27 protein-coding genes are annotated in these 25,247 nt (G+C 72.1%); 9 read left to right on the top strand and 18 right to left on the bottom strand.

Annotated elements, in window-relative coordinates; all coding sequences use genetic code 11:
* Positions 1–107: 107 nt before the first annotated feature.
* From ACWDLG_RS12435 to ACWDLG_RS12415, 5 genes are read right to left on the bottom strand one after another with little or no spacing between them, the layout of a single operon-like run.
* Entirely contained in the window at positions 108–719 is a 612-nt protein-coding gene (locus ACWDLG_RS12435; protein WP_449918977.1) for a glycerol-3-phosphate responsive antiterminator, read from the bottom strand.
* Between the two features lie 16 nt (positions 720–735).
* Positions 736–2,298, bottom strand: coding sequence for an FAD-binding oxidoreductase (locus ACWDLG_RS12430; RefSeq protein WP_449918975.1), 1,563 nt, complete (start codon positions 2,296–2,298; stop codon positions 736–738).
* A complete protein-coding gene (locus tag ACWDLG_RS12425) occupies positions 2,295–3,968 on the bottom strand; it encodes an FAD-dependent oxidoreductase (RefSeq protein WP_449918974.1) in 1,674 nt (557 codons plus the stop codon). The genes ACWDLG_RS12430 and ACWDLG_RS12425 overlap by 4 nt, the downstream gene beginning before the upstream one ends.
* Positions 3,965–5,533, bottom strand: a complete 1,569-nt coding sequence (locus tag ACWDLG_RS12420; protein ID WP_449918972.1) for an FGGY family carbohydrate kinase — start codon at positions 5,531–5,533, stop codon at positions 3,965–3,967. The genes ACWDLG_RS12425 and ACWDLG_RS12420 overlap by 4 nt, the downstream gene beginning before the upstream one ends.
* A 39-nt stretch (positions 5,534–5,572) precedes the next feature.
* Positions 5,573–7,009, bottom strand: a complete 1,437-nt coding sequence (locus tag ACWDLG_RS12415; protein WP_449918970.1) for an MFS transporter — start codon at positions 7,007–7,009, stop codon at positions 5,573–5,575.
* Positions 7,010–7,202: 193 nt separating this feature from the next.
* On the opposite strand from ACWDLG_RS12415, the gene ACWDLG_RS12410 reads away from it, so the two are divergent.
* Complete coding sequence (locus tag ACWDLG_RS12410) at positions 7,203–7,496, top strand: putative quinol monooxygenase (RefSeq protein ID WP_354908187.1); 294 nt, start codon at positions 7,203–7,205, stop codon at positions 7,494–7,496.
* On the opposite strand, the gene ACWDLG_RS12405 is transcribed toward ACWDLG_RS12410, so the two are convergent.
* From ACWDLG_RS12405 to ACWDLG_RS12395, 3 genes are all read right to left on the bottom strand, one after another.
* Complete coding sequence (locus ACWDLG_RS12405; RefSeq protein ID WP_449918967.1) at positions 7,475–8,314, bottom strand: rod shape-determining protein; 840 nt, start codon at positions 8,312–8,314, stop codon at positions 7,475–7,477. The two genes, ACWDLG_RS12410 and ACWDLG_RS12405, sit on opposite strands and share 22 nt — an antisense overlap.
* Positions 8,311–8,619, bottom strand: a complete 309-nt coding sequence (locus tag ACWDLG_RS12400) for a hypothetical protein (RefSeq protein ID WP_449918965.1) — start codon at positions 8,617–8,619, stop codon at positions 8,311–8,313. Before ACWDLG_RS12400 ends, ACWDLG_RS12405 begins: the two co-directional genes overlap by 4 nt.
* A gap of 165 nt (positions 8,620–8,784) precedes the next feature.
* Positions 8,785–9,159, bottom strand: coding sequence for a hypothetical protein (locus ACWDLG_RS12395; RefSeq protein WP_449918964.1), 375 nt, complete (start codon positions 9,157–9,159; stop codon positions 8,785–8,787).
* A gap of 135 nt (positions 9,160–9,294) precedes the next feature.
* Here ACWDLG_RS12395 and ACWDLG_RS12390 point away from each other — a divergent pair, with 135 nt between their 5' ends.
* Positions 9,295–9,963 (top strand): hypothetical protein, encoded by a 669-nt coding sequence (locus tag ACWDLG_RS12390; RefSeq protein ID WP_449918961.1) that lies wholly within the window; start codon positions 9,295–9,297, stop codon positions 9,961–9,963.
* Between the two features lie 30 nt (positions 9,964–9,993).
* Here the strand turns inward: ACWDLG_RS12390 and ACWDLG_RS12385 are convergent, their stop codons facing one another.
* Genes ACWDLG_RS12385 through ACWDLG_RS12350 form a run of 8 tightly spaced genes read right to left on the bottom strand, consistent with a single transcriptional unit; the run spans position 9,994 to position 17,100 of the window.
* The gene (locus tag ACWDLG_RS12385; RefSeq protein ID WP_449918960.1) at positions 9,994–10,404 is read right to left on the bottom strand and encodes an Imm10 family immunity protein; all 411 of its coding nucleotides are present in this window, start codon (positions 10,402–10,404) and stop codon (positions 9,994–9,996) included.
* A gap of 49 nt (positions 10,405–10,453) precedes the next feature.
* Complete coding sequence (locus ACWDLG_RS12380) at positions 10,454–11,380, bottom strand: N-acetylglucosamine kinase (protein ID WP_449918957.1); 927 nt, start codon at positions 11,378–11,380, stop codon at positions 10,454–10,456.
* Complete coding sequence (locus ACWDLG_RS12375; protein ID WP_449918954.1) at positions 11,380–12,468, bottom strand: hypothetical protein; 1,089 nt, start codon at positions 12,466–12,468, stop codon at positions 11,380–11,382. The genes ACWDLG_RS12380 and ACWDLG_RS12375 overlap by 1 nt, the downstream gene beginning before the upstream one ends.
* A complete protein-coding gene (locus tag ACWDLG_RS12370) occupies positions 12,465–13,211 on the bottom strand; it encodes a sugar isomerase domain-containing protein (RefSeq protein ID WP_449918951.1) in 747 nt (248 codons plus the stop codon). Before ACWDLG_RS12370 ends, ACWDLG_RS12375 begins: the two co-directional genes overlap by 4 nt.
* 10 nt (positions 13,212–13,221) lie before the next feature.
* Positions 13,222–14,040, bottom strand: a complete 819-nt coding sequence (locus ACWDLG_RS12365) for a carbohydrate ABC transporter permease (protein WP_354908176.1) — start codon at positions 14,038–14,040, stop codon at positions 13,222–13,224.
* Positions 14,037–14,930: a carbohydrate ABC transporter permease gene (locus ACWDLG_RS12360; RefSeq protein ID WP_449918948.1), complete on the bottom strand. Its 894-nt coding sequence runs from the start codon at positions 14,928–14,930 to the stop codon at positions 14,037–14,039. The genes ACWDLG_RS12365 and ACWDLG_RS12360 overlap by 4 nt, the downstream gene beginning before the upstream one ends.
* Positions 14,921–16,192: an extracellular solute-binding protein gene (locus ACWDLG_RS12355; RefSeq protein WP_449918946.1), complete on the bottom strand. Its 1,272-nt coding sequence runs from the start codon at positions 16,190–16,192 to the stop codon at positions 14,921–14,923. The genes ACWDLG_RS12360 and ACWDLG_RS12355 overlap by 10 nt, the downstream gene beginning before the upstream one ends.
* Before the next feature lie 14 nt (positions 16,193–16,206).
* Positions 16,207–17,100 carry a MurR/RpiR family transcriptional regulator gene (locus tag ACWDLG_RS12350; RefSeq protein WP_449918944.1) on the bottom strand — a complete coding sequence of 298 codons (894 nt, stop codon included), beginning with the start codon at positions 17,098–17,100 and terminating at the stop codon, positions 16,207–16,209.
* A gap of 174 nt (positions 17,101–17,274) precedes the next feature.
* On the opposite strand from ACWDLG_RS12350, the gene ACWDLG_RS12345 reads away from it, so the two are divergent.
* A complete protein-coding gene (locus ACWDLG_RS12345; RefSeq protein ID WP_449918942.1) occupies positions 17,275–18,915 on the top strand; it encodes a bifunctional metallophosphatase/5'-nucleotidase in 1,641 nt (546 codons plus the stop codon).
* 64 nt (positions 18,916–18,979) lie between these two features.
* On the opposite strand, the gene ACWDLG_RS12340 is transcribed toward ACWDLG_RS12345, so the two are convergent.
* Positions 18,980–19,450 (bottom strand): MarR family winged helix-turn-helix transcriptional regulator, encoded by a 471-nt coding sequence (locus tag ACWDLG_RS12340; RefSeq protein WP_354908170.1) that lies wholly within the window; start codon positions 19,448–19,450, stop codon positions 18,980–18,982.
* 73 nt (positions 19,451–19,523) lie between these two features.
* Here ACWDLG_RS12340 and ACWDLG_RS12335 point away from each other — a divergent pair, with 73 nt between their 5' ends.
* The 3 genes from ACWDLG_RS12335 to ACWDLG_RS12325 all read left to right on the top strand — a co-directional run bounded on the left by ACWDLG_RS12335 (position 19,524) and on the right by ACWDLG_RS12325 (position 21,852).
* Positions 19,524–20,303, top strand: coding sequence for an SGNH/GDSL hydrolase family protein (locus tag ACWDLG_RS12335; protein WP_449918939.1), 780 nt, complete (start codon positions 19,524–19,526; stop codon positions 20,301–20,303).
* The gene (locus ACWDLG_RS12330; RefSeq protein ID WP_449918936.1) at positions 20,300–20,923 is read left to right on the top strand and encodes an NAD(P)-dependent oxidoreductase; all 624 of its coding nucleotides are present in this window, start codon (positions 20,300–20,302) and stop codon (positions 20,921–20,923) included. The genes ACWDLG_RS12335 and ACWDLG_RS12330 overlap by 4 nt, the downstream gene beginning before the upstream one ends.
* A gap of 80 nt (positions 20,924–21,003) precedes the next feature.
* A complete protein-coding gene (locus ACWDLG_RS12325) occupies positions 21,004–21,852 on the top strand; it encodes a hypothetical protein (RefSeq protein WP_449918933.1) in 849 nt (282 codons plus the stop codon).
* A 23-nt stretch (positions 21,853–21,875) separates the two neighbouring features.
* Here the strand turns inward: ACWDLG_RS12325 and ACWDLG_RS12320 are convergent, their stop codons facing one another.
* Positions 21,876–22,301 (bottom strand): VOC family protein, encoded by a 426-nt coding sequence (locus ACWDLG_RS12320; protein WP_449918931.1) that lies wholly within the window; start codon positions 22,299–22,301, stop codon positions 21,876–21,878.
* A 171-nt stretch (positions 22,302–22,472) separates the two neighbouring features.
* Here ACWDLG_RS12320 and ACWDLG_RS12315 point away from each other — a divergent pair, with 171 nt between their 5' ends.
* The 3 genes from ACWDLG_RS12315 to ACWDLG_RS12305 all read left to right on the top strand — a co-directional run bounded on the left by ACWDLG_RS12315 (position 22,473) and on the right by ACWDLG_RS12305 (position 25,220).
* Positions 22,473–23,072, top strand: coding sequence for a dihydrofolate reductase family protein (locus ACWDLG_RS12315; RefSeq protein ID WP_354908161.1), 600 nt, complete (start codon positions 22,473–22,475; stop codon positions 23,070–23,072).
* Positions 23,073–23,229: 157 nt separating this feature from the next.
* A complete protein-coding gene (locus tag ACWDLG_RS12310) occupies positions 23,230–24,618 on the top strand; it encodes a selenium-binding protein SBP56-related protein (RefSeq protein WP_449918928.1) in 1,389 nt (462 codons plus the stop codon).
* Positions 24,615–25,220: a hypothetical protein gene (locus ACWDLG_RS12305; protein ID WP_449918926.1), complete on the top strand. Its 606-nt coding sequence runs from the start codon at positions 24,615–24,617 to the stop codon at positions 25,218–25,220. The genes ACWDLG_RS12310 and ACWDLG_RS12305 overlap by 4 nt, the downstream gene beginning before the upstream one ends.
* Positions 25,221–25,247: the final 27 nt, after the last annotated feature.

Below are 25,247 nucleotides of genomic sequence, written 5' to 3'. Positions count from 1 at the left end.
ACGCGGCGGCCGAGGGGCGGCTGAGGGATGGCTGCGCCCGCCCCGCACGCCCGGCGCAGCGAACGGCGGGACGGCGGGACAGCGGACGGCGGGAGGCGGGAGGTGGTTCAGGAGGCGCGCAGGGCCGACCGGCGTAGCTCCCACAGGGCCTGCTCCGAGGTGCAGACCCCGGCGGCGCCGTGGCGGAGCGCCTCGGCCACGTCCGCCTCGCCCTGGACGAACCCGGCGGCCAGGTACGGCACGCCGAGCTCCCTGGCCTGCTTCTCCACGTATCGCAGCACGACGGCGGGCATGAGCTGGACCAGATCGGGACGGGACCGGGCGATGGCCTGGACGCTGCGGTGCAGGTTGGAACGGTCGGTCACGAACACCTTCTGCATGGCCAGCAGCCCCAGGCTGCTCGCCCGCTCGACGATCGCCGCGCGGGTGGAGCAGATCCCGACCGCCCCGATCCCCTTGAGGTAGGTCAGGGCGCCGGGGTCGTGGCCGAGGCCGGGGGTCGAGTCCATGTTGACGAACACGATCTTGTTCGCGGCCAGGGTCCGCCGGACGGTCACCTCGAGATCGCCGAGCGGGACCGAGGCGAGGATGCCCAGCGGGGTCGAGGTGGTGGTGAACCGGTCCGCCATCTCCACGCCGACCAGCGACGCCATCACGGGGTGTTCCGCGAGCGAGGCCAGCAGGCGCCGGTCAAGGGGACGTTTCGGACGAGGGTTCACTGCTCCACCTTATGCGTCAGCCGTGCGCGGTTGTGTCGGCCTGGAACCGGCTGGGCAGCCCCAGCTTCCCCGGGTTCATGATGCCCTCGGGGTCGAGGGCCTGCTTGACCGCCACCAGGGTGCCGAAGCCGCCGGCCAGCGATCGTTCGACGTACGGCGAGCGCAGCAGTCCGACGCCGTGGTGGTGGCTGATGGCGGCGCCGTGTCGGATGAGCACCTCGTTGGCGGCGTCCCAGGCGGCCCGGTACCACTCGCGGCGGCGAGCGCGTTCCACGTCGCCGCGCAGCGAGAAGTACAGGCAGGCGCCGTCGGTGTAGGCGTGCGACTGGTGGGCGGAGGCGCGCAGCGTCCCGGGGACCGCCTCGATGGCCGCCACCACCTGGTCGTAGATGGCCGTCAGCGACGACCACGGCGCGGCGATCTCGCAGGTGTCGGCGACGAAGCCGGGGCCCTTGGCGAAGCCGTCGCCGGACTTGCCGACGACCATCCGCTCGTCGAGCCACCGCGCGAGGACCGCGTCGCCGTCGAGCGTGACCGCCGCCCGCTCCTTGCAGACCTCCTCGACCACCGCCATGGTCGCGTCCACCAGCGCGGGGTCTCCCTCGTCGGCGATGAGCAGCAGATTGGTGTCCCGCTCGCCGAAGTGGGTGCCGCTCTCGTGCGCGTCGTACAGGCGCAGTACCGCGGGGGTGGCGCCGCGCTGGAGGATCTCCCTGCACGCGTCGAGCCCGGCCGCGAAGGTGTCGAAGCCGTACGCGAGCCCCACCGCGTAGCCGGGCAGCCGGTGGGTGCGCAGCCGCAGCCGGGTGATCACGCCGAGCGTGCCCTCGGAGCCGATGAACAGCTGGCGCAGGTCAGGCCCCACGGCGGCCCTCGGGTAGGTGCCGTAGCTGGCGGTGCTCCCGTCGGGCAGCACCACGTCCAGCCCGACGACCATGTCCTCGATCTTGCCGTAGCGGGTGGACAGCTGGCCCGCCCCCCGGCAGGCCGCCCAGCCGCCGACCGTCGAGATGGCGAAGGCGGACGGCCAGTGCCCGGTCGTGGCGCCGTACGTCTCCTGCAGTTCCTTCTCGAACAGGTCGCCGAACATGCCGGCCTGCACCTCGACGATCATCGACTCGGCGTCGAAGGAGATGATGCTGTTGAGCCGGCAGACGTCCAGCACGACCCCGCCGAACACCGGCAGGGCGGCGCCGAGGACGTTGCTGCGGCCCGCCGAGACCGTCAGGGGGATGCGGTGCGCGTGGCAGAGCCTGACGATCGCGGCCACCTGCTCCTCGTCGGCCGCCTCGACGATCACGGCGTCGGGCGTGGCGGGGTGACCGTCCGTCTCGCCGATGGAGGTGCCCGCCCACCAGTCGCGGGTGCGCGTGATCACCTCGTCCCGCTCGGTGTGGACGGCGGCGGCGATCGCCCGCAGCTCGGCGACGACCGTGGCGGGAACCTCGACCACGGCGGCCTGCAGGCTGGCCGGGCCCGCGCCGGGCGGGCAGTCGGCGGCCCAGCGCGGCGGGGTGGGCGCGCCGACGACGTAGTCACCCCGGTTGAACGGGTGGGTGATGGTCTGCCTGCTGATCATGAATGTGCCTCCATCAGTACGGTCTTCTCGCGCTCGATGCCGGAGATGTAGTCGTCGACCTGCCGGGCGACCTCGTCGTCGGACAGCCCGAGCTCCCTCTGGAGCAGCCGGCCGACCTCAGGGGCGGCCTTGACCGACAGGTCGCGGGCGAACACCCGCATCCGGGTGCGGCGCGACAGCACGTCGTCGACGCTTCGCGCCAGCTCGCACCTGGCCGCGTAGACCACCTCGGCCCGCAGGTGGGCGCTGCCCTCGATGATCGGCTCGGCCAGGGAGGGATCCTCGCCGAGGAGGTCGGCGACGAAGCGGGCCTCGGTGCCGTAGCGCTGTCCCAGGTGGGCGCCGAGCCCTCCGGTGGCCGAGGTGGCCTCGGCGTCGTAGCCGGCGCCGCCCAGCAGCGGGAGGCGTGCCGTACGGCAGCGGGCCCTGCGGCCGAGCACCTTCAGGGCCGCGTCGACCACGAGCTCCCCCATGTGGCGGCTGGTGGTGAGCTTTCCGCCGGTGACGGTGACGAGCCCGTGCGCGTCGGTCGAGATGCGGTGGTCGCGGCTCATGTCGAGCGTGGCCCCCTCTTTGCCGCCGACCAGGGGACGCAGCCCGGCGATCGAGCCGACCACGTCCTCGGGGCCGAGGTCGGCGTCGAAGGCGGTGTTGGCCCCGTCGAGGAGGTACTGCATCTCCTCCCTGGTGCACAGCACCTCATCGAGGGATCCGTCGTAGTCGGTGTCGGTCGTCCCGACGACGACCACGTCCCCCCAGCGGGTGCAGGTCGCGCGGCGGGCCCGTCCGGGGATGGGCACGGTCACGGTGCCGTCGATGGGCAGCCGCGTCCAGGGCACCACGATGTGCACCCCCTTGGCCGGACGGATCCGGGGCCGGTGGCCGGGATCCGACAGGGCGTCGAGCGCGTCCGACCAGACGCCGGTGGCGTTGATCACGACGCCCGCCCGCACGTCGATCTCGCGGCCGTCGACCTCGATCTTCGCGCCGCGCACCCGGCCGCCCTCGCGGACCAGGCCGCGGCAGGCGGCGCCGTTGATCACGGTCGCCCCGAAGTGCGCCGCGGTCCGCGCGATCGTCAGGGTCAGGCGCGCGTCGTCGGTGCGGCTGTCGTAGTAGAGCAGCCCGCCCTTGAGCTGTCCTGCGCGCAGCCGCGGGGCGCGGGCGAGGACTTCGGCGGCGCTGAGGCGCTGGTGCAGCCTGCCGATGCGCCATCCTCCCGCGAGGTCGTACGTCCACAGCAGGCCCTCGAAGGCCTTGGCGATGCGCGCGTCGAAGACGCCGTCCTGAGCGAGCACGGGGAAGACGAACGGCAGCCGCTGCACCAGGTGCGGGGCGTTGTTGCGGAACCGCTGCCGCTCCAGCAGCGAACGCCGTACCAGCGGCAGGTTGCCCTGCTCGATGTAGCGCAGGCCGCCGTGCACCATCTTCGACGACTTGGAGGACGTGCCCGACGCGAAGTCGTCCCGTTCCACGAGCGCCACGGTCAGGCCGCGGGTGACGGCGTCCAGCGCGGTGTAGCAGCCGGTGATGCCGCCGCCGACGACCAGGACGTCCACGGGCCGGGCGGCGAGCCGTTCGATCTGTTCCCTGCGGTCGAGCGCGAGCGCGGTACGGCGGATGGCGCTGTTCGTCTCTGACCTCGCCTTGCGTGCGGGAAGCCGGATCACGAGGGTGATTCCTCCTGTACGTCGGGTTCGGGACCGCGGGAGCCCGGCGCGCCGGGGCCGGCGGTGGCGGTGTGGCGAGCCAGCAGGTCGCGCCATGCGGCGCGGGCCGCCACCCGCTCGCTCTCGGGAAGGGTGGGTTCGAAGACGGGGGCAGGCCGGAGGCCGGCGACGGCCGCCGAGACGTCCGGCCACAGCCCGGCGCGCACGCCTCCGAGGTAGGCGGTGCCGCGGAGGCTGGCGGTCTCGTGGTCGCGGGCCCGCCGTACCGGCCGGCCGATCAGGTCGGCCTGGCTGGACATCAGCACGTCGCTGCCGGCCAGCCCGCCTCCGCAGAACAGGTCGGTGACCGGCCTGCCCATGACGTCCTCCACGCCTTCCAGCAGGTCGCACACCGAGTGCGCGAAGCCGTTGAGGACGCCGCGGGCCAGCTCCGCCCTGGTCGTGGACAGGCTGAGGCCGGTGAGGACCCCCGTGGCCTCCGGCGACCAGACCGGGGTGCGCAGTCCCGCCAGTGCGGGCAGGAACATCACCCGGGTCGGCCCGGTGTGCTCGCGGGCGAGTTCGGCCAGCTGGGCCGGCGAGCCGAACAGCCCGATCTCCTCGCACAGCCAGCGCATCGCCGAGCCGGTCGTCGAGGCGTAGCTCTCCAGGCTGAACACGGAGGTGCCCCGCGACCGCCAGCCGACGAGGGTGAGCACCCCCGGCACCTGGCGGCCGGGAGCGGGCGGCCGGTCGCCGGCGACGGCGTCGAGGAACGTTCCGGTCCCGTGGACGCTCGTGGCCTGGCCGGGCCGGTGGGCGCCGAGCGCGATCATCGCCGCGTGCTGGTCGCCCATGACGGACAGGATGGGCAGCCGCACGCCGAGCACGGACGGGTCGGTAACACCGAAGTCGCCGTCGTCGTCGACGATCTCCGGCAGCAGGTCGGGCGGGCAGCCGAGGAACTTCACCCACGGCTCGTGCCAGCCGCCCGTCCGCAGGTCGTAGGCGCCCACGGCCACGGCGTTCGTGGCCGACATGACATGGCGCGCGCCCCCGGTCAGCTTCCAGACCAGCCAGGTGTCGACCGAGCCGAAGGCCAGCCTGCCCTCGTCGTGGGCCCGCCGGAGGGCCGGGTCGCCGGCGACCTCCTCGGCCGCCCACAGCAGCGGCGCCCGGGAGCCGACCGGCCGGCCGGTGTGCTCGACCAGGTGCGCGTCCCACTCCGGCTCCCACTCCCGCAGCCGGGCGGCGTACCGGCGGTCCTGCCACACCACGGCCTGGCTCAGCGGGGAGCCGGTCACCGTGTCCCACAGCAGCACCGTGGCGCGCTGGGTGGAGATCGACACCCCGGCGAGCTCCACCCCGTGCGCGGTCGCCCACTCCATCGCCTCCCGGCAGACCCGGACGGTGTCCGCCCAGATCTCCGTCGCGTCCTGCTCGACCCGCAGGTGGTCGGGCGAGCGGACCGAGAGCGGCAGGTAGGCGGCCGGTGCGGCGGTGCCGTCGTCGAGGACGACGGCGGCCCGGGTGCCCGTGGTGCCCTCATCGATGCTGAGCACGCCGCGACGGCGTTGCCTTGTCATGCGCGAAGGTCCTTTCATCGTGTCCGTACCGGACACCGTTCAGGCCGACACCGTCGTACGCTGCCGGAGGCTGATCGCCTCTTCCTCCAGGTTCACCGCGACCCGGGTGGGGTCCCACTTGATGGCCAGGCAGGTGAGCAGGCCGACCAGCGGCACCACCGACAGGACCATCAGGCTGTTGCCCACGCCGATGCCTGCCTGGAGCTGCGGGAACAGGTACAGGCCCGCCACCGAGCCGAGGCTGCCGAGCATGCCGGTCACGCCGGTGCCCAGCGTGCGGATGTCGCTGCGGTACGAGAGCGCGGCGATCGACTTGCCGTTGGGGCCGGGCCCGGCGGAGTGGAAGAAGATGAACAGCACCGGCAGCAGCGCGGCCAGCGCGACGGGCAGTTGCTTGAACGTCGCGCCCATGACCAGCAGGGCGACGAACACCATGGCGTAGCCGGCCATGGAGCTGACCCGCAGGCCGAAGCGGCGCCCCGCGTAGGCCGACAGGCAACCGCCGACGATGCCGACCGCGTTGAAGGCCATGGAACCCAGCGTCGCCTTCTCGAACTCGCTGCCGAACAGCTCGAGGCTGATCACCGGCAGGTACCAGCCCACGGCGAAGTACTGCATGGCCTGGGTGAGGGAGATGGCGGTCGACAGCACGGTCCTGGGCAGGTAGGGCTTGCGGAACAGGACACCCGCCTCACGGAACCCGACCGGGTGGGCGCCCTCCTGGGCCGGCCCGGTCTCCCGCGCCCCTTCCTGTACGGCGAAGCCGTACATCCGGCGCAGGTTCGCCACGGACTCCCCCAGCCTGTTCTTGGCGGCCAGCCAGGTGGGGCTCTCCACCAGGAACAGGCGCTGCAGGACGAGCAGGACCAGCGCGAAGGCCGCCGACGAGCCGACCGACCAGCGCCAGATGTCGGCGCCGACGTCGAAGTTGTAGAACAGCAGGGTGAGCAGGAGGTTGGTGGTCGTCGCGGTGTACCAGACCCCCTGCCAGAAGTTGAGTCTGCCCTTGAGGGAGGCGGGGGTGTACTCGGCGAGCAGCGCCATCGCCACGGCGAAGTCGACGCCGTAGGCGACGCCCACCAGGGCCCGCCCGGCGAAGACGGTCTCGAAGTCGGAGCCGACCGCGGTCAGCAGCGCGCCGCAGGCGAAGACGACCTTCGTCATCAGCAGCGGCTTGACCCTGCCGATCCGCGCGGCGAGCCAGCCGCCGAAGGGGTTGGAGATGATCGCGATCGCGGGGGCCATGGCGGTGAGCACGCCGACCTGCGTCGGCGACAGGCCCAGTTGCTTCACCATGGGCGACAGGCCGGCCCCCAACGCCGCGTTGGAGTAGGCGTCGAGGAACAGGCCTGCCAGGGCGAGGAACCAGATCCAGTTTGCCCGGCCGCTCAGGCGCTTGAGGGTGTCGATGAGGTCGGCCGCGTCTCCCGCGTTGCGGATGACCGCTGGTGCCGTGTTCGCAGAGCCGTCGTTCATGCTCAGCCGCCTTTCGGGGGGTGTCCCTTGCCAGCGGTCCAAGAACGACAAAAAGCACAGACGAAGACCACTGACAGGGATGTCTTCGTCTGTGCCTGTCGGTTAGCGGGACGTTAATCGCGTAGTGTCCGATATGTCAAGCATGATGGGCCGGGTGTGAGAGGTTCCGGCACCCGTCCTAGAGTCACCCGTCATGGCATATGTTGTGCAAGCCGTGTGGACCGCGCGCGACGGCGAGGAGACCGCCGTCGCCGACATCATCCGGACCATCACCCCGCTGTCGCGCCAGGAACCGGGCAACCTCTCCTACCAGGCCCACGTCGCCGTCGACGACCCGCGGCGGTTCATGATCTACGAGCGGTACGTCGACGCGGCGGCCTTCGAGGCCCACCGCGCCTCCCCGCATTTCCAGAAGTACGTCGTCGGTGACTGCCTGGCCCGCCTCGCCTCCCGGGAGGTCGTCGCCTACGAGCCTCTCGACCCCTGAGCGAGCCGGGCGGTCAGGCCGGGTTGCCGGCACAGGTGGGTCAGGCCGTAGACGGTGGCGTGCGCCGGTTCGGACGCCACGCGTACGGGCATGCGGAGCGTGCTGCGCAGCCGGTTCAGCAGCCGCGTCTGCCCGGCGCCGCCGCCGGTGACGATCAGGCCGCCGTCGCGGACCGTCGCACGCAGGTGGGCGGGCATGCGGTGCAGCAGACCGGCTGTCATGCGGACCACGCTGTCCACCGTGGGCCAGGGCAGGCCCGCGCGCGTGGTGGCGCTCAGCTGCAGGGCCACCGCGTCGGTGATGGCGCCGTCGTGGATGACGACGGCCTCCACGACGCCCGCGCCCACGTCCAGCAGCAGGCACGGCCGGGGATCGGTCACATCGAGACCGGCGCCGACGGCGGCCGCCAGGGGTTCCTCCACCAGCACCACCGGGCACTCGGCCGCCTCGATGACCGCCGTGCGCAGCGACCGGCGCTCGCTCGCCGTGGCGGCCACCGGCACGCCGACCAGTATCCGCTCCAGCGGCCAGGTTCCGGCCAGCCGCGCGTCGTAGAGAACGATGTCGACCAGCCGCCGGCAGGCCGCTGGATCGGCGACCACGCCGTGCCGGATCGGCCAGCGCAGTCCGGAGGGCGCCGTGGTCCCCGGCGCCCCCGCGGGGACCGCCGAGAGCCGCTCGGCGATCGCGAACGTTCCCGAGGTCAGCGACCTGGTGCGCACGGTTCCGAGGTCCAGGACCGCGTAACCGCCCATGTCACGGCGGCGCCGTCCGGTCTGCTCGCCGGTGCGTGCGGTGGTCTGGGGGGAGGTGCTCATGCCGACGCCTCCCTCTGCGGAGGTACGGCGCAGCCGTCGCAGGCGAGCCGGTGCGGCGCGCGCAGCAGCTGCTCGTACGGGATGAACGACGCGCAGTCCGTGCACACGCCGTAGCGCTCCCGGTCCATGCGGTCGAGTGCGGCCTCGATGTCGCCGACCTGCCGGTCCGCGCGCGAGGCACGCCCGCCCGTCGCGGGCGTGAGGGCGGCGAGCTGGTCGTGCAGCAGCCGGCGCAGTTCCTCCAGCTGCGCCAGGTGCCGGTCGTAGTGCTGGAGGTGAACCTGGACTGATCTGACGTCGGCCATGACGATGATCGGCTCCTTGCTTGCGGGAAAGGCCACGCCGCGCTGGACGTGGCGATGCCGAGCTCCCGGCGGCGCCCGCGACGCGGGCCGCGCGTGCACACCCGGGCATGCACAGCGGGCCTCCCGGCGTGCGAGCGGCCGGAGACAGGAAATCGAAGGACGCGACTAGATCAGCGGAGGACTGCGCGAGCCGGCGGCGCGGTGCGCCTCCTGCTGAGGATGGCGGATGGCGCCGGCACCGGGTTCCGGCCCTCCCGGCGACGGGACCTGGTCGGTCTCCGGCCGCCGTTCGGCGCGCAGCGCCGTCCACAGCGACGACACATGGCGCGTGGTGACCCCGGAATTCCGCGGCGGCAGGCTGGACAGCAGAGCGTCCTCGGCGCCCGGCGCCCAGGACTGGCCGGAAGCGTCGGCCGGCCGCAGTGCCACGCCGTGACCGGCGGGAAAGGAGCCGGCCAGCAGTAGAGACAGCAGGATCAGGCCGATCACGCCGGTGAGCGCGACGGCCGCTCGTGGTGTCCTCCACGGCCCCCTTGTCATGCCCCCGACCCTAGCCCAACCTGCGCGAAAACCGGCATCCGGCTGAAACGGGCACCAGGTACGGCACGCCGATCTTTGCAATTCCTCCACATCTCCTGAGCCATGCCTGCACACGACCTTCCTATCGTGAGGCCGGTGACGGTCTTCGAGACGGGCCCGTCCGGTCGCGGGCGACCCGGACGGCGGCTCCCCATCTGGATTCCGCTGCTGTTCATGGGCGTCGTGACGGTGGCGCTGCCGGCGATGGAGCTGCACATCGGCCGGCTGTCGACCACGCTGTGGATCCTCACTCCGGTGGTGACGCACGGGGCGTACGGCGTGGCGCTGCTCGTCTACGTGCTCGGGATGAAGTCCCTCGCCAGACGGGGCGCGCCGGCCGGCGCCGTGGGTCTGCTCCTGGTGGTCATCGGCATCGCCGGCCCCGTGACCCTGCGGTCCTTCCCCGAGTTGCGCATCCAGGCCCGTTTCCTGTTCGAGCGGCCGGCGTTCGACGAGGTGGCCGCCCTGTCGGACAGCGGACGGCTGCCCGCGTCGCAGCTCGGCGGCTACATGGGCGCGCGGCTGCCCGACCGCCTGTGCTTCGTCTCGGCCACCTGCCGGGTCAAGACGATCGGCACCAGCGGCGGGCGGCCCGTGCTGTTCGTGCCGGACTGGCTCGGCATCCCCGATGACGCCGTCGGCTACGCCCGTTTCGCGGCTCGTCCCGGCGGCGAGACCTTCGACGGGTACGGCATGCGCATCTGCCCGACCGTCGAGCTCCCGGACGGCTGGTGGTGGATGGGCCGCTGCCCGCCAACTCGCTGACCGCCGCCGCTCCCCTCGGGCGCGGGCGACTCACAGCTCCATGCGATGGGGGACCGCATCCGGCCGGCCGTACGAGAGGATGCGCCGGAGAGCGCCGCGCAGTTCCTCGCGCGCCTGAGCCTCGATGTCCAGCGTGACGTCGATGATGTGGTCGTCGACGTGCAGGCCGGCCGCCGCGGCGGCGTCGAGGACGACCGTCAGCCGCGGGCCGTCCAGGACGATCTCCGTCACACAGCCGTAGGCGACGGCCCCGTTCTCCAGGACGAGGCAGTGGCTGTAGTCGTCGCCGGCCTCCTCGTCGTCCTCGAACTCGTCGAGCGAGCACTGGAAGACGAGACTGCGGCCGGTTCCGTCGAGGTTCTCGGCGACACCGGCCGACAGGGACTCCAGCTCGGGATCCTCGTCGACCCCCGCGACGCGAGCGGTGAAGGCGTGTGGCATGCCGGGAGCCTAGTCACCTTCTTCCCGGCGCGGTGGAAGAGCGGCGCTGCTATGTCGCCCCGGTGAAGCGCGCGTGTGTGGTGGTCGCGGCGTCGTGTCCGGCCAGGTCCAGGGCGGCGAGCCAGCACGCCGCCCCCGCCGTGTCCCGTGCGGTGCTGACGCGGTGTCCACGCAGCAGTTCCATGACGGCGTCGCGGACGGCGCCTTCGCTGGTCAGGACGCTGCCCGCCAGCACGATCGGCCCCTCGCGATGCAGCCGGGAGACGGTGGCCACCAGGCGGGCGGCGGCGGCCTGGACGATCCGCGCGGCCGCCGGGTCCCCCAGCGCGGCCGCCTGCCCGATCAGGGGCGCGGCAGCGGCGAGCGTCATCCGGTCGGCCTGCGCCTGCCGGACGATGCGGTCGGCTCGCCGCCGGGGCGGGCCGGCCACGCCGAAGTGCCGGCTGACCAGGTCGACCAGGGGTCCCGGCGGCGTGCCGCCGTCGAGGGCGTGGACGGCCGCCCGCACTCCGGCACGTCCGAGCCAGAAGCCGCCGCCCTCGTCGCCGAGCAGCCAGCCGAGGCCGTCGGCGACGGCGTCGACGGCGCGGCCGGTGAAGCGGGCGGCGGCGGCCCCGGTCCCGGCCAGCAGCACCGTGCCCGAGGGGGCGGGCGTGCCGGCGGCGTAGGCCACGTCCACGTCGCTGACCAGCCGCGGAGCGTGGGCCAGGCCTTGCTCGGCCCAGACCTGCCGGAGCACGGCGGCGAAGGAGCCGTCCGAGCCGGCCACCCCGGCGACGGACGCGGTCACCGCCGACGGGTCCAGACCGCCCATCGCCTGGCGCAGGGCGCTCGCGATGGCCGCGGCCGCCGCGGCGTCGCCGTGCGCGGCCGGGTTGCCGCCGCCGGCCGTGCCGTAGCCGGCTCTGGCGCCGGACAGGGTGTGGACGGCGACGCGGGTGGAGGTGCCGCCCGCGTCGACACCGGCGACGAGCATCAGCGCACCAGCCGCGCGGCGCCGGGCGCGAGGACGAACGTGGCGCCGATGGGCTCGTAGGACCCGGTGGCGGGGTCGAATGCGGCGGCCGGGCGGGCGAGCGTCACCTCGGTGGGCCGGTCGTGGCGGGCGTTGCACACGAACAGGTGCCGCTCGCCGTACCGGCCGACCACGACGTCACCGGCCGGCACCGCCCCGTCGGCGGCCGGCGCCGCGCCACGTGGCACCGGGCCGGTGTGCCCGGCCGACCGCCACGGCAGCCGGGCCAGCTCCTCCCCCACCGGCCGCAGCCAGCCGGTGTTGAGGTCGCGCACGATCCCGTAGCGCTCGGTGGACTGCCCGCCGTCGACGAGGGCCGGCTGGAAGCCCTCGCCGCGCGCCGGATCGGGCGTCCAGTAGGTGAAGTACTGGATGCCGGTGTAGCCGTAGGCCAGCGCGGTGTTGACCTGCCAGGCCAGCTCGGCGGCCGTCGGCGTACGGTGCCCGTCGTAGGCGAGCGTCTGGACGTACATCCACGCGGGCAGGCCGGCCCGTCGCGCGTGCGCGCGGATCAGCGCCAGGTCGGCGAAGTAGCCCTCGTCCTCGCCGGTGGACAGGAACGGATAGCGGTCGAAGGAGACCACGTCGGGACGGACGGTGTCGACGAAGCCGCCGACGTAGGAGTCGTAGGACCCGGTGACGTGGCTGGGGAACAGGTTGACGTAGGCCAGGTGCCCGCGGGCGCGCACGGCCGAGACCCCGGCCGCCAGGCGCGGGAAACGCTCGGGCAGCGGTTCGTCCATGAGGCTGATGCCCCGGAACGCCGGGTGCCCCGCGTAGTCGTCGATCACCCGGCCGATCAGCGCCCTGGTCTGCTCCTCGCCGGGGTCCAGGTCGCGCATGAGCACCTCGACCCGCGGGTCGGAGGCCACGAGCACGCCGAGGCCGGTCTCGTCCGCGCAGGCCAGGGCGTGCCGCAGGATGACCGTGTCATTGAGGTAGTTGCCGGTGATGACCAGGTCGATGCCCGCGTCGGCGATCTCGCGGTACCTGGCCACGGTCGTCTCGTGCGGAGGCGGCGGCCAGAACGCGGCGATCGTGAGGCTCACAGCGCACCGGTCCTGATCCGCCCCGCGTAGCGCGCGGCCAACGCGTCGTTGTGCGCGTCGGCGCCCGGGATGTTGGCGGACAAGTAGGTGGGCGGGACGGTGCCGGCCGCGCCGATCAGGCCGATCGCCTCGGCGACCATGAGCTGGACAGCGGTGGCCGAGGTGATCGAGGAGATGCCGCACACCGGCCCGTGCTCGGCCTCCAGGACGGCGTCGCCGTACGGGGCGAGGTTGTCGATCACGACGTCGGCCAGCTCGAACAGCCGCTCGCCCGAGGGGTGGCGGGAGGTGATGGCGGTGGTGTGCGCCAGGGAGGTGATCGCGATCAGCGGCAGCGAGCGCTGCTTGACCAGCCTGGCCATCTCCACGGTGGAGCCGTTGCCGCCGGAGTTGGAGGCGATCACGAAGACGTCGGCCGGCTCGATCCTGTGCAGGGCGAGCACCTGGTGGGCGGTGTGCGGGTCGCGCTCGGCCAGCGGGTCGAACTCCTTCGGGGAGGCCGTGCCCAGCACCACGGGGTCGCGCAGGGTCAGCCGGTTGGTCGGGATGAGACCACCGGCCCGGCCGGCCACCTCCAGCGCCACGGCCTCCGAATGGCCGGTGCCGTAGGCGTGGACGACGCCTCCGGCCCGCACCGCCCCGGCGATCAGCGCCCCCGCCCGCCTGATGGCGGGCAGCTGGCTCCTCGTCAGCTCGTCCAGGCGCCGGCGCGCCTCGTCGGCGAAGGCCATCACAAGATCCATGAAGGGTTCCTCAACGGTTCATGCCGGCGGTCAGGCCGGCGACGATCTGGCGCGTGGCGATGACGAACAGCACGACCAGGGGGATCGTCGTCATCACCAGTCCGGCGAAGAGCGTTCCCCAGTCGTTCTGGAACTCGCCGAAGAAGTGGGTGAGCCCGACCGGCAGCGTCAGCCTGCTCTCGTCGCGCATCAGGACCAGAGGGTAGAAGAAGTCATTCCACAGCGGCACGAACTGGAAGACGACCACGGTGGCGACGGCCGGCCGTACCAGCGGCAGCATCACGTGCCAGAAGGTCGCCAGCGGGCCGGCGCCGTCCAGCGCGGCGGCCTCGTCCAGCTCGTGGGGCAGCTGGCGGAAGAACGCCGTCAGCACGAAGACGTTGAACGGGATCGAACCGGCCGCGTAGACGAGGATCAGCCCCAGCAGCGTGTCGACCAGGCCCATGCTCTCCATCAGGTAGAACAGCGGCAGCACGCCGAGGTGCGCGGGCAGCGTCATGCCGGAGATGAAGTAGGCGGTGAACAGGCCGCGCCCGCCGAAACGGCCGCGGCCCAGCGGGTAGGCCGCCAGCAGCGACACCGCGGCGCCCAGCAGCACCGCGCAGACCACGACGATCACCGAGTTGCCGACGTAGGTGGAGAAGGAGGCCTCGGTCCACGCCTTGGCGTAGTTGCCGAACCACGATCCGCCCGGCAGGCCGAGCGGGTCGTCGAAGATCTCGCCGGTGGGCCGGAACGAGCTCAGCACCATGACGATCAGGGGCGTCATGGAGAAGACGGCGTAGCCCCACAGCAGCAGCCTGATCCACAGGCCCTGTGCCCTGGTCATGCCTTCCTCCTCAGCACCCGTTCGAGCAGCAGGGTCGAGCCGAAGACGAAGGTGAACATGAACACCGCCAGCGCCGAGGAGGTGCCCAGCGCGTTGACGTCGCCCGAGGCGAAGGCGGCCCGGTAGAACAGCAGGCCGAGCACGTCGGTCGCGCCCGCCGGGGCGCCGTTCGAGCCGCCGAGGGCGTAGACGAGCGCGAAGGTGTTCATGCTGCCGATGAAGCTCAGGATGGTGACGGTGCCCATCGCGGGGCGCAGCAGCGGCAGCGTGATCCGCCGGAACACCTGCCACGAGCCGGCCCCGTCGGTCCTGGCGGCCTCGCCGTACTCCTGGGGGATGCCGCCGAGCGCGGCGCTGAACAGCAGCATCGGGAAGCCGACCCACTGCCAGGTGGTGATCAGGATGACGGTGGGCAGCGCCGTGGCGGGGTCGCCCAGCCACGGGACGGCCAGCTGCTCCAGTCCCGCCCCGCGCAGCAGCGAGTTCACCGGCCCGAAGGTCGGGCTGAGCAGCAGCGTCCAGAGGTAGCCGATGACCAGCGGGTTGACCAGGTACGGCAGCGCGAACATGGTCTGCAGCGCGCGCTTGCCCCGCCGTACCCGCGACAGGGCGAGGGCGAAGGCCAGGCCGAGCGTGTTCTGGACGAGCACGCTGCCCGCGAACAGCAGGGCGTTGTGGCCGAGCGCGGGCAGGAGCTGGTCGAGGAAGGAGCCGGACAGCAGCCCCGCGTAGTTGGCCAGGCCGGCGAAGCCGTCGCGCAGCGTGCCCTTCCAGGTGAACACGCTGTAGCTGAGGGCGGTGAACAGCGGGTAGACGACGAAGAGGGAGTAGAGGAGGAGGGCGGGGACCAAGAACAGGTACGACGATCCCCGCCGCGGGCCTACAGCCATGTGGACACGCTCTTGTCGAGCTGCTCGGCCGCCTCCCGGGCGGTGATGCGGCCCAGCAGCATCTCCTGCAGCGACTTGGAGAAAACGACCTGCGAGGAGGGGTTGCCGTAGGCGAACTCGTTCATGAAGTAGGCGGCCCCCTGCTGCTCGAAGGTGGTGGCGACCTGCTTGAGCAGGGCGTCCTTCGGGGTGACGCCGGGGACCGCGGAGAAGATGCGCAGGGTGTCGGTGAAGAGCTGGCCGTAGTCCTTGGAGGCCAGCCAGGCGGCGAACTTCAGCGCCTCGGCCCTGTTCCTGCTCTTGGCGTTGATGCCGTACGAGCCGTCGGTGAAGCCCGGCATCAGGCCCGGCCCGTTCGGCGCGGGCGGCGTGAAGACGCCCAGCTCGATGTCCTTGGCGTGCTGGCCGAAGAAGTTCAGCTCCCACAGGCCGCCGGGGAACATGGCGGCCTTGCCCGAGGAGAACAGGATCTGGGCGTCGGTGTAGGACACGCCGGCCACGTCGTCGGGGAAGTACGGCTTGAGCTTGTTGAGCTGGTCGATGCCCTCGACGAACGCGGGGTCGGCGAACTTCTTCTCCTTGGCCTTGACCGCCTTCAGGAAGTCGTCGCCGCCCCAGTGGGCGGTGCCGAAGATGCCGGCCACGACGGGCAGCATCCAGTCGTCCTTGCCGCCGAAGGCGAACGGCACGATCTTGGCGGCCTTCAGCTTCCCGGCCGCGGCGATCATCTCGTCCCACGTCCGGGGCGGGGAGATGCCGTGGTCGGCGAAGATCTTCTTGTTGTAGATGACCTGCAGCGTCTGCACGGCGAACGGCACGCCGTACACCTTGCCGTCCTTGTCGCCCTTGGCGGCGCGCAGCACCTTCTCGTCGTAGGCGGCCAGCCCCGGCACGTCCTTGACGTCGAGCGGCAGCAGGCGGCCGGCCTCGACGAGGGGCTGCAGGTTGGCTCCGGCGCGCAGCCAGGCCAGGTCGGGTCCGCTGTCCCCGGCCAGGCCGGTCGACAGGATGGTGTCGTACTCGGTGGCGGTGGTGAAGGAGCGGGCGTCGACGTCGACGCCGGGGTGGAGTTTCTCGTACTCAGTGAACATCTTGTCGTAGTCGGCGTCCGGTCCCCACCCCCAGACCGACAGGGTGACCTTGCCGCCGGGCGCGGTGGAGGTCGAAGGGGAGGTCGAGGTGGAGGTCGAGGGGGCGCAGGCGGTGGCGGACAGGAGGGTGAGGGACAGCAGGACGGCGGCCGTGCGGGGGGCCAGGCGCATGGGGGGCTCCTGAGTCAGCGTTGGGGCAGGCGATGCTTGGCGACCGCGTCCGTCGCCGCGGTCAGCAGCTGGTTGCTGGTCTCGTGGGTGCGCTGGACGACGCCGATGTACAGGCAGTCGAGGACCAGCATCTGGGTGTGGCGGGCGGCCACGCCGCCGGCGCGGAAGGGGGTGTCCTGCGCCGCGGTCGTCAGCACGATGTCGGCGGCCTCGGCCAGCGGGCTGCGCGGGAAGTTGGTGACCGCGACGGTGGTGGCGCCGCGCTGTCCGGCGATGGCCAGCGGTTCGACGACCTCCGCCGTGGTGCCGGAGTGGGAGATGCCGATGGCCACGTCGCGGTGGTCGCGCGCGTTGGCGCTGCAGACGGCGCTGTGCACGTCGGTCCACAGCGCGCACGGCCGGCCGATCGCGTGCAGCCTGAGGTGCAGGTCCATGGCCACTCCCGCGCTGCCGGAGACGGCGAAGAAGTCGATGAACCTGGCCCGTACGAGGGCGGAGACCGCCCGTTCCACGGCGGTGACGTCGAGCTGCGCGGCGGTCTCCTCCATCGCGCGCATGTCGCTGGCCAGCAGGCTGCGCAGCACCATGCTGAGCGGGTCGTCAGGGGAGAAGGCGATGACGCTGTCACGCGGGCTGGCGTTGGTACGGCCGAGCTCGGCGGCCAGCGCCAGCCTGAGCTCGGGGTAGCCGGCCAGGCCCAGCTCGCGGCAGAAGCGGGTGATCGTGGTCAGTGAGGTGGCGCAGCGTTCGGCCAGCTCGGTGATGGTGGAGGCGGCCACGGCGGCGGGCTCGGCGAGGATCGTCTCGGCGATGCGCTGGTGTGCGGCGGTGAGGGTGGGCGCCACTCCCCTGATCCGGGCCAGGATCCCGGTGGCGGTAGGTGAATTATTCTCCGTGGACGTGGCCATGGGAGGAAATTTCCCGTACTGACTGTCGTAATGTCAAGAGTTCACCTCGATGCCTCGGCGTATCCACCCGCATGATGTGAATAATTCCCTTCGACGATCTCTTGTCAAGAGAGTCTTTACTTCGCCCTGAATGTGTGTCTACGCTCGCCCCGACCAAGCCCTGAAGGGACGCACATGCGCAATCTCTTAGCCGCGCTGGTGCTGGGCGGCGCCACCCTGCTGCCCGCCCACGCCGACACGGTCGACATCCAGCTGCTCGGCATCAACGACTTCCACTCCGCCCTGCCCACGAGCTTCGCCATGACCCCGGACGGCCCCGTCGAGGCGGGCGGCGCCGAATACCTCGCCGCCCATCTCGACCGGCTCCAGCGGGACAACCCCCAGGGCACGCTGCGGCTGTCCGCGGGCGACAACATCTCCTCCAGCACGCTGGCCGCCACCGCGCTGCACGACGAACCCGGCATCGAGGCGCTGTCCATGATGCGCCTGGACGCCTCCAGCGTGGGCAACCACGAGTTCGACGAAGGACTGGCTGAGCTGCGCAGGATGGAGGAGGGCGGCTGCCACCCCATCGACGGCTGCGCCCTGCCCGGCTTCAAGGGCGCCGCCTTCCCCTACCTGGGCGCCAACATCGTCGACACCACCACCGGCAAGCCCGCCTTCCTCCCCTACGTCGTCAAGGAGGTCAAGGGCGTCAAGGTCGGCGTCATCGGCGTCAGCTACACCAACACGCTCAAGGAGGCCCCGGGCCCCACCGCGCCGCTCGAGGCCCGCGACGAGGCCACCGCCGTCAACGCCTACACGGCCGAGCTCAAGGCCAAGGGCGTGCGCACCATCGTCGTCGTGATCCATCAGGGCGGCGGGCAGACCGGCGGCGGCCTGCCCAACCAGTGCAACAACCTGGTCGGGCCGATCAAGGACATCGTGCAGAGGTTCGACCCCGAGGTCGACGCGGTGATCTCCGGACACACCCACAACGCCTACAACTGCGTGGTCAACGGGATCCCCGTCACCCAGACCTCCGGCCACAGCCGCGAGGTCACCCGCATCGTCCTCACCGTCGACCGCGCCACCGGCGACCCCACCGCCGCCAAGGCCGACAACATCACCGTCACCCACGACATCAAGCCCGACCAGCGCATCGCCGAACTGCGCCGCAAGAGCGACGAGCATGCCCACCGCCTGCTGGACCGCCCCGTCGGCATGCTCCACCGCGACCTGACCGCGGTCAGGAACGCCGCCGGCGAGTCCACCCTCGGCCACGCCCTGGCCGACGCCCGCCTGCACGCCACCTCCTCCCCCGACACCGGCGGCGCCCAGATCGCCGTCCAGCCCCCGTACGGCGGCGGCATCGCCGGCGACCTGTGGGTCTCGCCGATCGGCAACGACATGCCCAACCTCGTCACCCACGGCGAGGCACTGCGCGTGCAGCCGTTCAGCAACATGCTGGTCACCATGACGCTGACCGGCGCCCAGGTGGAGCGGCTGCTCGAACAGCAGTGGTGCGGCCAGGGCACCCAGCGCGTGCTGGGCGTCTCCCAGGGCCTCACCTACACCTACGACAACGCCAAGCCCGCCTGCGACAGGATCGACCCGGCCTCGATCAGGCTCAACGGCACCGTCATCGACCCGGCGGGCAGGTATCGGCTGACCGCCAACTCCTTCATCGCCTCCGGCGGCGACGGGTTCACGGTGCTGACCGAGGGCACCGAACGGGTCGAGAAGGTCCGCGACATCGAGGCCTTCGAGTCCTACATCCGGGCCGTCAGCCCGCTCCAGCCGCCCGCGCTGGGCCGCGTCACGCGGGTCAACTGACCCTCGGGACGGCCGCGCCGTGGCGGGACGCCACGGCCGGCCGTTCCTTCGTTCCCTGGTCGCGCTACAGGCCCCGGTATCCGGGATGGACGCCGGGGGTGAGCCCCTGCTGGGCCGCGACGGCCTCGAGCATGGCGGTCAGCGCGGCGCGCTGGTCGTGGTCGAGGGCCGCCAGCAGGTCGTCCTGGTGCGCGGCGCCCAGCTCGCGGACGGCCCCCATCAGCCGCAGCCCCTCACCGGTCAGGTGCAGGGCGTAGTTGCGCCGGTCGGCGGGGTTGCGCCGCCGTTCGACCAGCCCCTTGCCCTCCAGGGCGTCCAGCAGCGTGACCACCCTGCTGGGCACGACGCCCAGCTCCTCGGCCAGGGACTGCTGGCTGCGGCCCGGCGCCGTGATGATCATGCGGAGCAGGCCGATGTCGGCCGGGACCACGCCCAGCTCGGCCACGCGCTCGGCGAACCGCCTGGCGGCGTGCGCGCCCACCTGGGCCAGGAGGAACGCCGCGCCGGACGGCGGCCTGTCGTCAGCGGTCGGCATGACGAACACGATAGCGCGTCACGAAAATAGTTCTGTGCTATAAACGATTCATCTAAGAGAACGGATTCGTGACATGACCTTCCCCACGCCCGAACGGCTCATCCGCTTCCAGCACCCCGAGAAGGTGCTCGGCTACCTCGGCCCGCTCGACGAGGACCGCCTCGGCCCGCTGTTCGGGCTGCCGGCCGAGCGCTTCGGCGCGATCCGCCGTGAGCACGCCGCGCACGCCCGGCGGCTCGCCGAAGACCTGCTCGCCGACGACGACTTCGCCGCCGCCGTCGACCGGCTGCCCTTCGCCGCCGGCCAGCGGGTGGTGGCCGTCGGCGAGAGCACCACCGCCGACCTGCTGTCCTGGTTCGAGATCCTGCGTCACCTGCTCGACCTGCGCCGCCCCGGCCACGGCAGCACGCTGGTCAACCTGGCCGTCTCCGGCCAGAGCACCACGCAGGCGCTGGGCACCCTGCCCGCGCTGGCCGCACAGCGGCCCGACTGGGTGCTGTGCATGCTGGGCGGCAACGACGCCATGCGCGTCGGCGGCACCAAGGACACCCAGGTCAGCCTCCCGGAGACCGAACGCAACCTGCGCCTGCTCCGCCAGGCGGCCCCGGCCGCCACATGGCTCTGGCTGGCGCCCACGTCGGTGGACGAGGCTCGCGTCACCGCCTACCAGCCGTTCCAGCGGGCACGTCTGAGCTGGGCCAACGAGGACCTACGGGCGATCGGCGAGGTGCTGGCCGCCATGCCCGAGCAGGTGGTGAGCCTGGCCGAGCCGGACCACGAGGACGACGGACTGCACCTGTCGCCGGCAGGCCAGCGGGCGCTGGCCGCCGCGTTCGTCGCGAGCCTGGCATGAGGATCCTGCTGTTCGGGGCGAGCGGCGGCACCGGCGCGCAGGTTCTGCGGCAGGCCACCGAGGCCGGGCACGAGGTCACGGTCGTCGCCCGCGACCCGGCCTCGGTACGGCACGACACCGTGGTGGCCGCCGACGTCCTCCGGCCGGAGACCTGGCGGGCGAGCCTGGACGGGCAGGAGGCCGTCGTGTCCTGCCTCGGCACCAGGGACCGCCGCCGCCCGACCACGGTCTACTCCGAAGGCACCGCCAACATCCTGGAGGCGATGGGCGAGTACGGCGTGCGCCGCCTGCTGTGCCTGTCGTCGGCCGGGCTGGACATCCCGCCGGACCTGCCGCTGCCGCAACGGCTGGTCGTCAAGCACGTCATCCAGCGGCTGTACCGGTACGCCTACGCGGACATGGCCGAGATGGAGCGTCTGGTGAAGGACAGCGCCGCCGACTGGACGATCGTCCGGCCGCCGATGCTGACCGACGGGCCCGCCACCGGCGCCTACCGCTTCTCGACCGACGGCGGGCTGACCGCGGCCAGGAGCGTGTCCAGGGCCGACCTGGCCCACTTCCTGCTGCACCACCTGGACGACGCCGCGTGTGTACGCCGCGTCGTGGACATCTCCTCGTGAGCCGTCTACCACGACGGGCGTACCCCGGCCGCCTCTGCTGGGCGGATGCCCCGGGGGGCGGTCGCGGCCAGGCTGGATCCATGTCCAACCCTCAGCGCTTCGGCTACCGCGTGGCCGCGCTCCTGCTGGCCAGCAGCGCCTTCCACCTGCTGGTGTACGCCGTCGACGGCGGCGGATGGGGCGGCCCGGTGTCGTGGCGCAAGCCCATCCTGTTCGGCTTCTCCTTCGGGGTGACGCTGATCAGCCTGGTCTGGATCGCCGGACGGTCGGGGCTGAGCCCCAGGGCGAGCCGGCTGCTCGTCGGCACGCTCGCCGTGGCCAGCCTCGTCGAGACCGCGCTCATCGATCTCCAGCGCTGGCGCGGCGTGCCCTCGCACCTCAACTTCACCACCCCCTTCGACGCGACCGTCTCGGCCGCGCTGGCCGCCTTCGCGATCGTGGGCCTGATCCCGTCGATCATCGTGATCATCGTGGTGGCCTGGCGGCGCTTCGACGGGCCGCCGAGCATGCGGCTGGCGGTGCGGGCCGGACTGGCGGTGCTGTCGCTGACGCTGGTCTCGGGGGCGGCGCTCATCGCCAACGGCCGGGCCATCGGACTGCCGCCCCAGGCCACCGACCTGTCGATCTTCGGGGCGGCGGGGCAGCTCAAGGTGCCGCACGCGGTGACGCTTCACGCGGTGCAGGTGCTGCAGGTGCTGGCCTGGCTGCTCACCCTGACCGCCTGGAGCGAGGCGGCCAGGGTGCGTCTGGTGGCGGTGGTGGCCGCGGGCTACGGCGGGGTGGTGCTGGTCTCCGTGCTGCAGGCGGCCGCCGGGCTGGCCCCGGCCGACCTGACGGTGGCCTCCGGCGTCCTGCTGGTGGCCGCGCTCGCGGCCATGGCCGGCGCGGGGACCGCCACGCTCGCCCGCCTGCGCCCGCCTGGCCGGTAATCCGGTCGGCGGGACCGGGCTGTTCAGCGCACCGGTTCGCCGACGCCCAGCAGGTTCCCCTCGCTGTCACGGAACCAGGCTCCGCGTTCGCCGCGCGCGCCCTTGCTCGGATAGTTCCCGTCGATCTCCGCGATCCCGTCCCTTGTCCGGAACCCGGGGACGTCGACCTCTTCGAACACCACGCCGCGCCGTCTGAGTTCCGAGACCGCTGCCTCGATGTCGTCGACCTCCCAGGCCATCTGGGTGAAGGTGCCCGGCGAGGATCCCGTCGACTGGAACACGACGAACTCCGCGCCTTCACACCGGTAGAGCAGCCCCCCGGGCCGTTCGTCGACGGGCTCCAGACCGAGCCGCTCGGAATAGAACCGCCGCGCCCGGTCCAGGTCCTGGGCCGGAAGCCTGGTCGCCACGCGTGCCCGGGACAGCACGTTCCTGTCATCCGCGTTCATGTCTCCACTGTTCCACGGGCGGCGCCCGGAGGAGTGGAGGCGTCCCGCCGTCGCGGCGTGGGCATGGCGTGCCGAGAAGCTCAGCAGGCGATCACCTCGAGCGGGATGTCGAGAACCCGTCGGCGGCTCCGACGAGTGCGTGAGAGACACCCGACGACAGGAGTTGCACAGATGGGCAAGGTCACCTCTGACATGGCGATGTCCGTGGACGGTTACGTCGCGGGCCCGAACCAGAGCCTGGACAACCCGTTCGGCGAAGGGGTCGAGGAGCGCCTGCACCGGTGGATGTTCGAGGAGCCCGAGGCGCACGCCGAGGTCATCGAGGCCATCACGGCGGCGGGCGCCTACATCATGGGCCGCAACATGTTCGGGCCCGGCCGGGGGGACTGGGACCTGGACTGGAAGGGCTGGTGGGGTGACGAGCCGCCGTACCACGGCCCGGTGTTCGTCCTCACCAACCACCCGCGCGAGCCCCTGGAGATGAAGGGTGGCACGACCTTCACCTTCGTGACCGACGGGATCGAGCCGGCGCTGGCCATGGCGCGCGCGGCCGCGGGCGACGCCGACGTCGCGATCGCGGGTGGCGCCCACACGGTCAACCAGTACCTCGCGGCGGGCCTGATCGACGAGCTGCGCCTGCACATCGCGCCGGTGATCCTCGGCGCCGGCGAGCGCCTGCTCGAGGGCGCCGGGAGCGTCGACCTCGAACCCGTCCACGTCTCGGGCACCGGCCTGGTCACCCACGTGACCTACCGGGTGGTGCGCGGCTGAGCGCGTGACCACGGAGAGGCGGGGCCGGTCCTGCTCCCCGCCTCTCCACGTACGGCCGGCGCACAACGCCGGCGTCCGTCCACGGGGGGTCAACATTCGGCCACCAGTTGCTCCGGCCTCTTGACCGGCCAAGAAAAGCGACGGAGAGGATGAGAAGGTGACACTCTGGACGCCGGACCCGACCTTCTATCCGTCGCCGCGCGACGCCGCGGCCGCGCCGGCCGAGCGGTACGCCTACGTCGCCGCCTTCGACCGTCAGGCGGCCAGACCCGACGCGATGGCCGTCATCGACGTCGACCCCGACTCCCCGGGGTACGGCGGCGTGGCCGGCTGGACGGACCTGCCGTACACGGGCGACGAGCTGCATCACTTCGGGTGGAACGCCTGCAGCAGCGCGCTGTGCCCCAACGCGCCGCACCCGCACGTCGAGCGCCGCTACCTCGTCGTGCCCGGCCTGCGCTCCTCACGCATCTACATCCTGGACACCAAGGACCGCGTCAGCCCCGAGGTGGTCAAGGTGATCGAGCCGGAGGAACTGGCCGCGGGGGCCGGGTACTCCCGGCCGCACACCGTGCACTGCGGGCCCGAGGGCCTCTACGTCTCCGCGCTCGGCGGGGCGAACGGCGAGGAGGGCCCCGGCGGCATCGCCGTCCTCGACCACCAGACGTTCGAGGTACGCGGCCGCTGGGAGGCCGACAGGGGCCCGCAGCACCTCGCCTACGACTTCTGGTGGCACATCAACCACGACGTACTGATCAGCTCGGAGTGGGGCACCCCCTCCATGATCGAGAACGGCGTCGTCGGCGAGCTGCTGCTCGGCCGGAAGTACGGTCACCACGTGCACTTCTGGGACCTGCGCAAGCGCCGCCACCTCCAGGCGGTCGACCTCGGCGACCAGTACCAGATGACCCTCGAACTGCGCCCGGCCCACGACCCGCGACGGACCTACGGCTTCGTCGGCGTGGTCGTCAGCGTCGAGGACCTGTCGGCCTCGGTGTGGACGTGGTTCCAGGAGGAGGGCCGCTGGCAGGTGCGCAAGGTGATCGACATCCCCGCCGAGCCGGCCGACCCGGCGGACCTGCCGGACCTGCTCAAGCCGTTCGGGGCGGTGCCGCCGCTGGTCACCGACATCGACCTGGCCGTGGACGACCAGCGGCTGTACGTCTCCTGCTGGGGCACGGGCGAGCTCAAGCAGTACGACGTCAGCGACCCGTTGCACCCGGTGGAGACCGGCTCGCTGCGGATCGGCGGGATCGTGCGCGGCGACCCGCACCCCGCCCTGGACGAACGCCTGCGTGGCGGCCCCCAGATGGTGGAGGTCAGCAGGGACGCCCGGCGCGTCTACGTGACCAACTCCCTCTACGGCGCCTGGGACGACCAGTTCTACCCCGAGGGCGTCGGCGCCTGGATGGCCAAGATCGACGCCGAGTCGTTCACGTTCGACAAGAGCTTCTTCCCGCACGGCGACGACTTCCGCGGCCTGCGCCCGCACCAGGTCAGGCTGCAGGGCGGGGACGCCTCCTCGGACTCCTACTGCTACCCGTGACGCTCGCGGCCGCCCTGCTGCTCGGGGCCCTGCACGGGCTGAATCCGGCCATGGGCTGGCTGTTCGCCGTGGCCCGCGGGCTGCAGGAACGCAGCAGGGCCAAGCTGCTCGCCTCGCTTCCGGCGATCGCCGCCGGGCACCTGGCCGCCGTCGGGCTGGTCGCCGCCGTCATCGTGGTGACCGGCTCGCTCACCACGGGCCGGGTGGTGGCGCTGGTGGGCGGGACGGTGCTGGTCGGGTTCGGGCTGTGGCGGCTGCTGTCCAGGCGGCACTTCCGCTGGGTGGGCATGCGGCTGTCGCTGCCGCAGCTGGCCGCCTGGTCCTTTCTCATGTCGTCGGCGCACGGCGCCGGGCTGATGCTCATCCCGCTGTTCGCCGGGGTGAACGCCGCCCACGCGGGGCACGCCGGGCACGCCATGGGCGGCAGCATGGCCATCGCGCTGGCCCACACGCTGGCCATGTTCGTGGTCGCGGGCGTGGTGGCCGTGATCGTCTACGAGGTCGCCGGGTTGACCATCCTGCGCCGCGCCTGGTTCAACGTGGACCGTATGTGGGCGGCCGCTCTCATCGCGGCCGGCGTGATCACCCTGGTCCAGGCCTGATCGCGGGCGCGTCGGCGGCGGGCCGGA

Source organism: Nonomuraea sp. NPDC003727, assembly GCF_053586935.1.
This window is presented reverse-complemented; position numbering and strand designations above follow the sequence as displayed.